The organism is Streptomyces sp. NPDC026672 (assembly GCF_040638185.1).
Lineage (GTDB): Bacteria > Actinomycetota > Actinomycetes > Streptomycetales > Streptomycetaceae > Streptomyces.
This window is the reverse complement of record NZ_JBEZXS010000031.1, coordinates 78,735-91,506: the sequence shown is the minus strand read 5'-3', so window position 1 is coordinate 91,506 and position 12,772 is coordinate 78,735. Positions and strand designations below refer to the sequence as shown.

10 protein-coding genes are annotated in these 12,772 nt (G+C 72.7%); 8 read left to right on the top strand and 2 right to left on the bottom strand.

Annotated elements, in window-relative coordinates; genetic code table 11:
- Nucleotides 1–53: 53 nt before the first annotated feature.
- Entirely contained in the window at nucleotides 54–497 is a 444-nt protein-coding gene (locus AB0F77_RS30385) for an SRPBCC family protein (protein WP_361954889.1), read from the bottom strand.
- Between the two features lie 158 nt (nucleotides 498–655).
- Between AB0F77_RS30385 and AB0F77_RS30380 the strand changes: the two genes are divergently transcribed.
- From AB0F77_RS30380 to AB0F77_RS30370, 3 genes are all read left to right on the top strand, one after another.
- Complete coding sequence (locus AB0F77_RS30380; RefSeq protein ID WP_361954888.1) at nucleotides 656–1,705, top strand: Rv2578c family radical SAM protein; 1,050 nt, start codon at nucleotides 656–658, stop codon at nucleotides 1,703–1,705.
- A 135-nt stretch (nucleotides 1,706–1,840) separates the two neighbouring features.
- Nucleotides 1,841–3,418: an alpha/beta hydrolase gene (locus AB0F77_RS30375; protein WP_361954887.1), complete on the top strand. Its 1,578-nt coding sequence runs from the start codon at nucleotides 1,841–1,843 to the stop codon at nucleotides 3,416–3,418.
- 476 nt (nucleotides 3,419–3,894) lie between these two features.
- Nucleotides 3,895–4,290, top strand: coding sequence for a RidA family protein (locus AB0F77_RS30370; RefSeq protein WP_361954886.1), 396 nt, complete (start codon nucleotides 3,895–3,897; stop codon nucleotides 4,288–4,290).
- A 12-nt stretch (nucleotides 4,291–4,302) separates the two neighbouring features.
- Here AB0F77_RS30370 and AB0F77_RS30365 read toward each other — a convergent pair whose 3' ends face one another.
- Entirely contained in the window at nucleotides 4,303–4,878 is a 576-nt protein-coding gene (locus AB0F77_RS30365; protein ID WP_361954885.1) for an adenylosuccinate lyase, read from the bottom strand.
- A gap of 341 nt (nucleotides 4,879–5,219) precedes the next feature.
- Here AB0F77_RS30365 and AB0F77_RS30360 point away from each other — a divergent pair, with 341 nt between their 5' ends.
- From AB0F77_RS30360 to AB0F77_RS30340, 5 genes are all read left to right on the top strand, one after another.
- Entirely contained in the window at nucleotides 5,220–7,025 is a 1,806-nt protein-coding gene (locus AB0F77_RS30360; RefSeq protein ID WP_361954884.1) for a 3-hydroxybutyryl-CoA dehydrogenase, read from the top strand.
- A 172-nt stretch (nucleotides 7,026–7,197) separates the two neighbouring features.
- Complete coding sequence (locus AB0F77_RS30355) at nucleotides 7,198–8,013, top strand: TetR family transcriptional regulator (protein WP_361954883.1); 816 nt, start codon at nucleotides 7,198–7,200, stop codon at nucleotides 8,011–8,013.
- A gap of 421 nt (nucleotides 8,014–8,434) precedes the next feature.
- Nucleotides 8,435–9,772, top strand: coding sequence for a crotonyl-CoA carboxylase/reductase (ccrA, locus tag AB0F77_RS30350; RefSeq protein ID WP_361954914.1), 1,338 nt, complete (start codon nucleotides 8,435–8,437; stop codon nucleotides 9,770–9,772).
- 8 nt (nucleotides 9,773–9,780) lie between these two features.
- Nucleotides 9,781–11,808: a protein meaA gene (locus AB0F77_RS30345; RefSeq protein ID WP_361954882.1), complete on the top strand. Its 2,028-nt coding sequence runs from the start codon at nucleotides 9,781–9,783 to the stop codon at nucleotides 11,806–11,808.
- Nucleotides 11,805–12,767 carry a CoA ester lyase gene (locus AB0F77_RS30340; RefSeq protein ID WP_361954881.1) on the top strand — a complete coding sequence of 321 codons (963 nt, stop codon included), beginning with the start codon at nucleotides 11,805–11,807 and terminating at the stop codon, nucleotides 12,765–12,767. The genes AB0F77_RS30345 and AB0F77_RS30340 overlap by 4 nt, the downstream gene beginning before the upstream one ends.
- Nucleotides 12,768–12,772: the final 5 nt, after the last annotated feature.

Sequence of the window (12,772 nt, the reverse complement as noted above, 5' to 3'; positions counted from 1 at the left end):
CCCCGCACCGGCCGGTGCTTGGCGGCGCCGCGCCGCCCGTCGTCCCTCCGCCGCTACTTCTCCACCTCGGCGGCGAGGTTGGCGAGAATCGCGTCGTAGATCCGGCCGAGGCCCTTCGGCGCGAAGGTGCGCTCGAAGAAGCCGCCGATGCCGCCGGCGCCCTGCCAGGTGGAGGTGACGACGACCCGGGAGCCGCCCTCGCCGGCCGGGGTGACGCGCCAGACGGTGACCATGGAGGAGTTGCGGTCCTTCTCGACCAGTTCGCCGTCGGTCGGCTCGGTGACCTCCAGGAGGCAGTCGCGCACCCGCTTGCTGGTGGCCTGGAGCCGCCAGTGGACGAGGGTGCCCTCGCCGTCGCCGCCCTCGCGCACCTCGTACTCGCTGAACTGCTCGGGAAGGATCTTCGCGCGTGCGTCCTGGTAGTCGGCGAGGGTGTCGAACACCGTCTCCGCGTCCGCCGCGACGACCCGCTCCGTTGTGGCCTCGACCTGCGCCATTGCGTTCCTCCAGGACCTGGTTTCTCGGGGTTGGGGCAAGCCAACCACCCCGGCGCCCGGCGGCCCAAATCGGGGTGCCCGAGTCGATCGGAAACGAACCTTGCACGATCATGCGAACAGATGTTCTATTCTGGGGCCAGCGCTACCGAGGAGGCGTGATGCGCTGGGAGAACCTCACAGTGGAGCCCGAGCACGGCCGGGCGGACGCCGCGCTGTTCGGCGCGGACGCGGTGACCACGCGTACCTTCGACACGCCCGAGTTCGCCGGGATCACGTTCCACGAGATCCGGGCGCGCTCGATCATCAACCGGGTGCCGGGCGCCTCACGGATGCCGTTCGAGTGGACGGTCAATCCCTACCGGGGCTGTTCGCACGCGTGCGTCTACTGCTTCGCCCGCAAGACCCACAGCTACCTGGACCTGGACACGGGCCTGGGCTTCGACACCCAGATCGTGGTCAAGGTGAACGCGCCCGAACTGCTCGCCCGCCAGCTCGGCTCGCGGCGCTGGCAGGGCGAGCACATCGCGATGGGCACCAACGTCGACTGCTACCAGCGCGCCGAGGGCCGCTACCGGCTGATGCCGGGCATCCTCGCGGCCCTGCGCGATCGTGCGAACCCCTTCTCGATCCTGACCAAGGGCACGCTGATCCTGCGCGACCTCGATCTGCTGGAGCAGGCGTCGGCCGTCACCGACGTCGGGATCTCGGTCTCGGTCGGCTTCACGGACCAGGCCCTGTGGCGGACCGTGGAGCCGGGCACACCCGCGCCCGAGCGGCGCCTGGAGGTCGTCAGGACCCTCGGTGAGCGCGGCATCGCCTGCGGGGTGCTGATGGCGCCCGTCATCCCCTTCCTCAGCGACGATCCGGCCCAACTGCGCGCCACCGTGCGGGCGATCGCGGCGTCCGGGGCGACCTCGGTCACCCCGCTGGTGCTGCATCTGCGGCCGGGGGCCCGCGAGTGGTTCATGGCCTGGCTCGCCGCGCACCACCCGCACCTGGTACGCCGCTACGAGCGGCTGTACGCGGAGGGCGCCTACGCGCCGAAGTGGTACCAGCGGCGGATCACCCGTCAGGTGCACGAACTGGCCCGCGAGTACGGCATCGGTCCCGTGCCCGCGGGGATGCCCCGCCGGATCCGGCCGCCCGAGCCGGAGCCGCCGGACGCGGGGGCACCGGTGTCCGGACCGACGCAACTCACGCTGATCTGAGCGCGTTCGAGGGCATCCCGCGCGCCAATCGGGTCAAGTATCGGCAGAACGGGTTCTTCCGGGCGCCCATTCCGGGACGATGCGGCGTGGACCGCGACACTCGCCGTCCACGCACCCTCCGTCCTGGGAGGACCCATGAGAACTCGCGCAGCCGTGCTGTGCGCTGCCGCCGCCGTCGTCGCCGGTTCGGTCACGGCCGTCCCCGCCGGTGCGAGCCCGCGCCTTCCCGAGCCGGCCGTCCGGACCGCCGCGATCGCCTGGAAGAAGTGCGGCTCCACCGACCTCCCGACCCTGCAGTGCGGGTCGCTGACGGTGCCGCTCGACCACGCCCGGCCCGACGGCCGGCGGATCACCCTCGCCCTCTCCCGTGTCCCGCACACCGCGAAGACGTTCCAGGGGCCCCTGCTCGTCAACCCGGGCGGCCCCGGCGGCAGCGGGCTGTCCCTGGCCGGGTTCGTCGCGTCGGCGCTGCCCGCGAAGGTGGCGGCCCAGTACGACGTGATCGGCTTCGACCCGCGCGGGGTCGGCCGGAGCACCCCCGCGCTGGACTGCGCGCCCGGCCACTTCGCCCCGGTGCGCGCGGACTCCCTGCCGGACACGGCGGCGCGTGAGAAGGACGACGTCGCCCGCGCGCGGTCGTTCGCCGCCGCCTGCGGCCAGAAGTACCCGGACGTGCTGCCGTACATCAACACCGTGGCGGTGGTGCGGGACATGGACGCAATCCGGGCGGCGCTCGGGGCGGGGCGGATCAACTACTTCGGCTACTCGTACGGCACCTATCTGGGCGCGGTCTACGCCAAGCTGTACCCGGAGCGGGTCCGCCGGCTCGTCCTGGACTCGATCGTCGACCCGACGGGCGTCTGGTACGAGGACAACCTGGGCCAGGACCTCGCGTTCGACGACCGCCACCGGGCGCTGATGGCGTGGATCGCCAGGTACGACACGACGTACCGGCTCGGCACCGACCCCGCACGGGTCGAGGCCGAGTGGTACGCGATGCGGGCGGCGCTCGCCCGGAAGCCGGCCGGCGGGAAGGTCGGCGCCGCGGAGCTGGAGGACACCTTCATGCCGGGCGGCTACTACAACGGCTACTGGCCCCGGCTCGCCGAGGCGTTCGCGGCCTACGTCAACGACAAGGACCCGGCCCCGCTGGTGAAGGTGTACGACGCCCTGGCCGCGGTCGGCTCCGAGGGGGACAACGGGTACAGCGTCTACACCGCGGTGCAGTGCGGTGACGCGCCCTGGCCGCGCGACTGGGACCGGTGGCGCCGGGACACCTGGGCGGTGTACGGGAAGGCGCCCTTCATGACCTGGAACAACACCTGGTACAACGCGCCGTGCGCGTTCTGGCCCACGCCGTCGTCGCACCCGGTGGACATCACCAACGACAAGCTGCCGCCTGCGCTGCTCCTCCAGGCGACGAACGACGCGGCGACGCCGTACCAGGGCGGTGTGACGGTCCACCGGCTGCTGCGCGGCTCCGGCCTGGTCGTCGAGGAGGGCGGCGGGAACCACGGGGTCTCGCTGAGCGGCAACACGTGTCTGGACCGGCACCTGGCCGCGTATCTGACCGACGGCACGGTGCCGCGCGGGCGCGGGACGGTGGACGCGGTGTGCGCGCACACGCCCGATCCGAAGCCGTCGGCCGACAAGGCGGCCGGCGCGTCGTCCCGCGGCTCAGCCCTGCACGGCCTCCTCGGCTTCCACGGCTGACGCCCCGCCAGGTCACCGGGCCACAGGCCCGCCGGGGCCGCCGGGCCTACCCGGACCGCCAGGGCCACCGGGACCGCAGGGTCGCCGGGCCGCCCGGCCACCCGGACCGCCGGGGCCACCGGGGCCACCGGGGCCACCGGGCCACCCGGACCGCCAGGGCCACCGGGACCGCCAGGGCCGCAGGGTCGCCCGGCCACCCGGACCGCCAGGCCGCCCGGGACACGGGGGCCGCAGGCCCGCCGGGGCCACCGGGCCGCCGGGGCCACCGGGCCGCCACGCCACCCGGACCGCCAGGGCCGCCAGGCCGCCACGCCACCCGGACCGCCAGGGCCACCGGGGCCACCGGGGCCACCGGGCCACCCGGGACACTGGGGCCGCCAGGCCACCCGGCCACCCGGGCCACCCGGGCCACCCGGGCCACCGGGGCCGCCGGGGCCGCCCGGGTCACTGTCGGCCGGATGGTCCACGATGGCCCCATGACCACTCGCACCAGGATCACCCCGGCCGGGGTCGCCCCCGCCGCCCAGTACACCCACGTCGTGACGGCGACCGGCCGACTGGTCGCCGTCTCCGGCCAGTTGGCCCTGGACGAGCACGGCACCCCGGTGGGCGCGGGCGACCCGGCGGCGCAGGCACGTCAGGTCTTCGAGAACCTGCGGCGCTGCCTCGCCGCCGCGGGCGCGACCTTCGAGCACGTCGTCAAACTCACCTACTTCGTCACGGACATGGCCCACCTGCCGGCCGTCCGCGAGGCCCGCGCCGCCCACATACCCGACGACCGCCTCCCGGCCTCGACCGCCGTCCAGGTGGCGGCCCTGGTCTCCCCCCACTTCCTCCTGGAGGTCGAGGCCCTGGCGGTGATCGAGGCGTGACACCCGCTCCGGTCAGCGGGGAGCCGGGATGCGGGCGAGGGCGTGCACCGCGGCCTCGGCCAGGGCGGGGTGGGCCAGGGACTCGTTGAGGACGCGGCGGGCCCGGACGTCGCCGAGTTCGCCCAGTCCCTCCACACAGGCGAGGGCAACCCTGCGGTACGGGTCGTGCGGGTGCAGCCGCCGCTCCAGGGTGGTGATCAGCGCGGGCACGGACTCGGGGGCGCGCAGCTCGACCAGCAGCCGTACCGGGTGCAGGGCGTAGGCGACACGGAGTTCGTTGGTGGCGAGGGCCGCTGCGGCGCGTGCCGTACGGGGGTCGCGCAGCCGGGCGAGGGCGCGGGCGGCGCAGGCGCAGCGCGGCGGGTCGCGGTGGTTGAGGAGCAGCACCAGGGACTCGAAGGCCCGCCGGTCCCCGGCCACGCCCAGCCGGAACGCGGCCAGTTCCCGGGCCCACAGCGGCTGTCCGGCCGCCGTCAGCACCTCCGCCAGCTCCTCGTGGTCGTCGGTCGCCACCAGCCGCTCGTACGCCGGCGCCCCCTGCGACTCCTGCCGTAGACGCTCCGTGAGCGAGCGCAACTCTTCGTCCACGACGCCCAGCGTAGGCGGGTCCCCGGGCGGGCGGGACCCCCCTCACGAACTACGGGGGGCTGGCGCGCTCGTTACCCGCCGGTTAAGCTCATACGAGCGGGTTACCCACTCGCACCCCTGCTCGCGGCGGTCTGGTGACGCGGCCGTCGTGAGTGCTGATCGGTTCGGTACGCACGTACCGCGGCAGGACCCGGCTCCGGGACAGGGCCGGTCGGTCCGGGCCGCTCCCCGGCCGCGCGCCCCTGCGGCCGGATGACACCCGCACCCCTCTTCTCCGCACCCGGTGCGCCTCCGGCGTCTCGGGCGCCTTCCGTCGTCACCCTCATTCCTGGAGTCCCGCGATGGCCGCTCCCCTGTCCCCCGTTCCCCCGTCCCCGCTGCGCACCGTGGCCGTCGTCGGCCTCGGCACCATGGGCACCGGCATCACCGAGGTCCTGGCGCGGGCCGGCCGCGAGGTCGTCGGCATCGACGTCAGCGAGGCCGCCGCAGCCCGCGCGGTCGCCGTCCTGGATGCCTCGACCGCCCGCGCCGTGGCGCGCGGCCGGCTCACCGAGCGGGAGCGCGCCGACGTGCTCGCCCGGGTGCGCACCGCCACCGACCTGGGGGCGGCGGCCGACGCCGACCTCGTCATCGAGGTGGTCCCTGAGTCGTACGGGATCAAGCAGCAGGTCTTCCGTGAACTGGACGCCGTCGTGCGCCCGGAGACGATCCTCGCGACCGGCACCAACGCCCTCTCGGTGACCCGGCTGGCCGCCGACTCCGCCCACCCCGAGCGCGTGCTCGGCCTGCACTTCTTCAACCCGGCGCAGGCGATGCGGCTCGTGGAGGTCGTCTCCTCGGTGCTGACCGCGCCGCAGGCCGTCGCCGCGGTCACCGACCTCGCGCTGGCGCTGGGCAAGGAGCCGGTGGCGGTAGGGGACCGTCCCGGGTTCGTCGCGGACGGGCTGCTGTTCGGTTATCTGAACCAGGCCGCCGCGATGTACGAGGCCAAGTACGCCTCCCGCGAGGACATCGACGCGGCGATGCGGCTGGGCTGCGGCCTGCCGATGGGCCCGCTGGCGCTGCTCGACCTGATCGGCGTGGACACCGCGCGCACCGTCCTGGAGGCCATGTACGCGGCCTCCCGGGACCGGCTGCACGCGCCCGCCCCGATCCTCAAGCAGCTCAGCGAGGCGGGTCTGACGGGCCGCAAGGCGGGCCGCGGCTTCTACACCTACGAGGCGCCGGGCAGCGCGACGACCGTGCGGGACGCGCTGACCCCGCTGGACGGCGCGGTGCCGACCGCGGGCCGCGACGTCCGCTCCGTGGGCGTCGCGGGCTCCGGGACGATGGCGTCCGGCATCGCGGAGGTCTTCGCGAAGTCCGGCTACGAGGTCGTCCTCGCCGCCCGCGGCAGCGAGAAGGCGCAGGCCGCCAGGGCCCGGGTCGGCGCGTCCCTCGCACGGTCGGTCGACAAGGGCCGCACGACCGCGGAGGCCGCGGCGCGGACCCTGGAGCGGATCGTCCCGGCGGGCTCGTACGACGCCTTCGCCGAGGTCGACCTGGTCGTCGAGGCGGTCGCCGAGGACCTGGACGTCAAGCGGCAGTTGTTCGCGACGCTGGACAAGGTGTGCAGGCCGGGCGCCGTGCTGGCCACCACCACGTCCTCGCTGCCCGTCGTCGCCTGCGCCCGCGCCACCTCGCGCCCGCAGGACGTCGTCGGACTGCACTTCTTCAACCCGGCGCCCGCGATGAAGCTGGTCGAGGTGGTCCGTACGGTGCTGACCGCGGACGACGTCCACGCGACGGCCCGCGAGGTGTGCGCCACCCTCAGGAAGCACCCGGTGGACTGCGGCGACCGGGCCGGGTTCATCGTGAACGCGCTGCTGTTCCCGTACCTGAACAACGCGGTCAAGATGGTGCAGGAGCACTACGCCTCGCCGGACGACATCGACGCCGCGATGAAGCTGGGCGGCGGTTATCCCATGGGGCCGTTCGAACTGCTGGACGTCGTCGGCCTGGACGTCTCCCTGGCCATCGAGAAGGTGCTGCACCGCGAGTTCCGGGACCCGGGGCTGGCTCCCGCGCCGCTGCTGGAGCACCTGGTGGCCGCGGGCTGCCTCGGCCGCAAGACCGGCCGGGGCTTTCGCGAGTATGCCCGCCGCTGACGGTGGCGACCGGCTGCGCACGCGGGCCGGACGGACGGAGGCCGACTGGGGCGGGCTGCTCGACCCGGGCGCCCGCCCCCCGTCCGGACGGCCCGGCGATCCCCCGCCCGCGGAGGGCGGGGGAAACCCCGGACATGCGCAGCAAGCTGCGCACATGCAGTACGTTCGGGTCATGTCCCAGCCCGCCAAGTCCGCACGAACCCCAGCAACATCCGACGCGCCCGAGAGCACCGCAGGCAGTCGCGCCGCCGCCCAGCGGCTGAAAATGCGGCGAGAACTGGCGGCCGCCGCGATGGAGCTGTTCGCCACCAAGGGGTACGAGGCGACCACCGTCGACGAGATCGCGGCCGCGGCCGGGGTCGCGCGCCGCACCTTCTTCCGCCACTTCCGCTCCAAGGAGGAGGCGATCTTCCCGGACCACGACGACACCCTGGTCCGGGCCGAGGCGGTCCTCAACGCCGCACCCGCGCACGAGCATCCGCTCGACACCGTGTGCCGCGGCATCAAGGAAGTCATGAAGATGTACGCGGCCCACCCGGACATCTCGGTGGCCCGCTACCGGCTCACCCGCGAGGTGCCCACCCTGCGCGAGGCGGAGATCGCGTCGGTGGCCCGTTACGAGCGGCTGTTCACCCGCTATCTGCTCGGCCACTTCGACGAGCACGCGCACGACGACGACGCCAACGACGACCCGCTGCTCGCGGAGGTCGCCGCGTCCGCGGTGGTCACGGCCCACAACCACGTGCTGCGGCGCTGGCTGCGGGCGGACGGCAAGGGGGACGTGGAGGCCCAGCTGGACCACGCGTTCGCGATCGTGCGCAAGACGTTCGGCACGGGGATCGGCGCCGGGCGCACCGCGGTCGCCCGGCCGGCGGCCGTCCCCGCCGCCGTCTCCGCGCACGGTGAGGTCCTGGTGACGGTGGCCCGCACCGACGCTCCGCTGGACGAGGTCATGCGGACCATCGAGGAGGCGCTCCGCGACCGCTGACCGGGTGAAACGCCCCCTGTGACGACGGCCACCCCCTCGGGGTGGCCGTTTTGGCATCTCGGAGCCGCTTTTCTGGGGGATTTCCGGGCCCGTTCGATCGATCATCGCTCATCTGTAGCGTAAAGATTTCATCTGAGCCCACTTTCTGGCACTCAGTGCCTTGCGGGCTGACACGCGGTGTCATACGTTGAAGAGGTCCGGGCGGGCCGGCGCGCAGCGACCGCAGGCGTGCCGACTGTCCCCGGGGGCCATCCGGCCCGTGCGCCCGGACGCCTGCGTCACAGGCAACCTCCCGCGCCACAAAGCGCTGCCGAAGCACCGTCCGCCGGACCGACGGCATCCCTTCCACCCCTCAGCAGCACCCGACGCAACCCTCACGCCCCTCCCCGGGGCGCGCACCGCCGGAGGCAACACCGTGACCGTGAAGGACATCCTGGACGCGATCCAGTCGCCGGACACGACGCCGGACGACTTCGCCGCTCTCCCGCTGCCCGAGTCGTACCGCGCGATCACCGTCCACAAGGACGAGACGGAGATGTTCGCGGGCATCGAGACCCGCGACAAGGACCCCCGCAAGTCGCTGCACCTCGACGAGGTGCCCGTGCCCGAACTGGGACCGGGCGAGGCCCTGGTGGCCGTCATGGCCTCCTCGGTGAACTACAACTCGGTGTGGACGTCGATCTTCGAGCCCATGTCCACGTTCGGCTTCCTGGAGCGCTACGGCCGCCTCAGCGAGCTGACCAGGCGGCACGACCTGCCGTACCACGTCATCGGCTCCGACCTCGCGGGCGTCGTGCTGCGCACCGGCCCCGGCGTCAACGCCTGGAAGCCCGGTGACGAGGTCGTCGCACACTGCCTGTCCGTCGAGCTGGAGTCGTCCGACGGCCACAACGACACCATGCTCGACCCCGAGCAGCGCATCTGGGGCTTCGAGACGAATTTCGGCGGGCTCGCCGAGATCGCGCTGGTGAAGTCCAACCAGCTGATGCCGAAGCCCGGCCACCTCAGCTGGGAGGAGGCGGCGGCCCCGGGTCTGGTCAACTCGACCGCGTACCGCCAGCTGGTCTCCCGCAACGGCGCCGACATGAAGCAGGGCGACAACGTGCTCATCTGGGGCGCGAGCGGCGGACTCGGCTCGTACGCCACCCAGTTCGCGCTCGCCGGCGGCGCCAACCCGATCTGTGTCGTGTCCTCGCCGCAGAAGGCGGACATCTGCCGGTCGATGGGCGCCGAGGCCATCATCGACCGCACCGCCGAGGACTACGCGTTCTGGCGGGACGGGACCACCCAGGACCCGCGCGAGTGGAAGCGGTTCGGCAAGCGCATCCGCGAACTCACCGGCGGCGAGGACGTCGACATCGTCTTCGAGCACCCCGGCCGCGAGACCTTCGGCGCCTCGGTGTACGTCACCCGCAAGGGCGGCACGATCGTCACCTGCGCCTCGACCACCGGCTACACCCACGAGTACGACAACCGCTACCTGTGGATGTCCCTGAAGCGGATCATCGGCTCGCACTTCGCCAACTACCGCGAGGCGTGGGAGGCCAACCGGCTGGTGGCCAAGGGGAAGATCCATCCGACGCTCTCCAGGGTCTACTCCCTGGAGGACACCGGCCAGGCCGCCCACGACGTGCACCGCAACGTCCACCAGGGCAAGGTCGGCGTGCTGTGCCTGGCCCCCGAGGAGGGCCTGGGCGTGCGCGACGAGGAACTGCGCGCCCGGCACGCCGACGCCATCAACCGCTTCCGGAACGTCTGAGGTCTTCGATGACAGAGCGTCAGAAGGACCGGCCGTGGCTCATGCGCACCTACGCCGGGCACTCCACGGCCGAGGCGTCCAACGAGCTGTACCGGCGCAACCTCGCCAAGGGCCAGACCGGCCTTTCGGTGGCGTTCGACCTGCCCACGCAGACCGGCTACGACCCCGACCACGTCCTCGCCCGCGGTGAGGTCGGCCGGGTCGGGGTGCCCGTCTCGCACCTCGGTGACATGCGCCGGCTGTTCCAGGACATCCCCCTGGAGCAGATGAACACCTCCATGACCATCAACGCCACCGCCATGTGGCTGCTGGCGCTCTACCAGGTCGTCGCCGAGGAGCAGGGCGCGGACATCACCCGCCTCCAGGGCACGACGCAGAACGACATCGTCAAGGAGTACCTGTCCCGGGGCACGCACGTCTTCCCGCCGGGCCCCTCGCTCCGGCTGACGACCGACATGATCGCGTACACGGTCGCCCACATCCCGAAGTGGAACCCGATCAACATCTGCAGCTACCACCTCCAGGAGGCCGGTGCCACACCGGTCCAGGAGATCGCGTACGCGATGTCGACCGCGATCGCCGTCCTCGACGCCGTGCGCGACGGCGGCCAGGTCCCCGAGGAGCGCATGGGCGACGTGGTCGCGCGCATCTCCTTCTTCGTGAACGCCGGCGTCCGCTTCATCGAGGAGATGTGCAAGATGCGCGCGTTCGGCCGCATCTGGGACCGGATCACCCGCGAGCGGTACGGCATCGAGGACCCCGGGCAGCGCCGCTTCCGCTACGGCGTCCAGGTCAACTCCCTGGGCCTGACCGAGGCACAGCCCGAGAACAACGTGCAGCGGATCGTCCTGGAGATGCTGGCCGTGACCCTCTCCAAGGACGCCCGCGCGCGGGCCGTCCAGCTGCCCGCCTGGAACGAGGCGCTGGGCCTGCCCCGGCCCTGGGACCAGCAGTGGTCGCTGCGCATCCAGCAGGTCCTCGCCCACGAGAGCGACCTGCTGGAGTACGAGGACGTCTTCGCGGGCTCGCACGTGATCGAGGCGAAGGTCGACCGGCTCGTCGAGGACTCCCTCGCCGAGATCGACCGCATCCAGGAGATGGGCGGCGCGATGGCCGCCGTGGAGTCCGGCTACCTCAAGGCGCGTCTCGTGGCCTCGCACGCCGAACGCCGGGCCCGGATCGAGTCGGGCGAGGAGAAGATCGTCGGCGTCAACGTCTTCGAGACCACCGAGCCGAACCCGCTCACCGCCGACCTGGACACCGCGGTCCACACCGTCGACCCGGCGGTCGAGGCCCGCGTCGTGGAGGCGATCGGGCACTGGCGCGGCACCCGCTACCAGCCGCCCTTCAACCACCCGCGCCCCTGCAAGGCGCTGGAGCGGCTGAAGGAGGCCGCCAAGGGCACCGACAACCTCATGGAGGCCACCCTGGAGTGCGCCCGCGCGGGTGTGACCACCGGCGAGTGGGCCGGGGCGCTGCGCGAGGTGTTCGGCGAGTTCCGGGCGCCGACCGGAGTCTCGTCGGCGCCGGTGGCCGTGCCGGCCGAGGAGGGCTCGGCGCTCGCCGGGGTCCGCCGCGCGGTGGCGGAGACGGCGCGCGACCTGGGCGTCGGCAAGCTGCGCTTCCTGGTGGGCAAGCCGGGCCTGGACGGGCACTCCAACGGCGCCGAGCAGATCGCCGTACGCGCCCGTGACGCCGGGTTCGAGGTGGTCTACCAGGGCATCCGGCTGACGCCGGAGCAGATCGTGGACGCGGCGCTCGCGGAGGACGTCCACGCGGTCGGCCTGTCCGTCCTGTCCGGCTCCCACGCGCGGCTGGTCCCGGACGTGCTGGAGCGGCTGCGCGAGGCCGGCGCGTCCGACGTCCCGGTGATCGCCGGCGGCATCATCCCGGGCGCCGACGCCGACCGGCTCAGGGCCGCCGGAGTGGCCGCGGTGTTCACCCCGAAGGACTTCGACATCACCGGGATCATCGGCCGTATCGTCGACGAGATCCGCACAGCGAACAAGCTCGACCCCCTGGAGGTCCCCGCATGACGACCGTCGACCGCCTTCGCCCGCGGCGCTCCTGCCTGGCCGTGCCGGGCAGCAACCCGCGCTTCCTGGAGAAGGCGCAGGGCCTCCCGGCCGACCAGGTGTTCCTGGACCTGGAGGACGCGTGCGCGCCGCTCGCCAAGCCCGAGGCCAGGCACACCGTCGTCAAGTTCCTCAACGAGGGCGACTGGACGGGCAAGACACGTGTGGTGCGTGTCAACGACTGGACGACCGAGTGGACGTACCGCGACGTCGTGACGGTGGTCGAGGGAGCGGGCCAGAACCTCGACTGCATCATGCTGCCGAAGGTGCAGGACGCCCAGCAGATCGTCGCCCTCGACCTGCTGCTGACGCAGATCGAGAAGACGATGGGCTTCGAGGTCGGCCGCATCGGCATCGAGGCGCAGATCGAGAACGCGCGCGGTCTGAACAACGTCAACGCGATCGCCGAGGCGTCCCCGCGCGTGGAGACGATCATCTTCGGTCCCGCCGACTTCATGGCGTCCATCAACATGAAGTCGCTCGTGGTGGGCGAGCAGCCGCCGGGCTACCCGGCGGACGCCTACCACTACATCCTGATGAAGCTCCTCATGGCCGCCCGCGCCAACGACCTCCAGGCGATCGACGGCCCCTACCTCCAGATCCGCGACGTGGAGGGCTACCGCGAGGTCGCGCGGCGCGCCGCGGCCCTCGGCTTCGACGGCAAGTGGGTGCTGCACCCGGGCCAGGTCGAGGCGTCCAACGAGATCTTCTCGCCGTCGCAGGAGGACTTCGACCACGCCGAGCTGATCCTGGACGCGTACGCCCACTACACGTCCGAGGCGGGCGGCCGGAAGGGCTCCGCGATGCTGGGCGACGAGATGATCGACGAGGCCAGCCGCAAGATGGCCCTGGTGATCTCGGGCAAGGGCCGGGCCGCGGGCATGCGGCGCACCAGCACGTTCGAGATCCCGGAGGACTGAGGGCC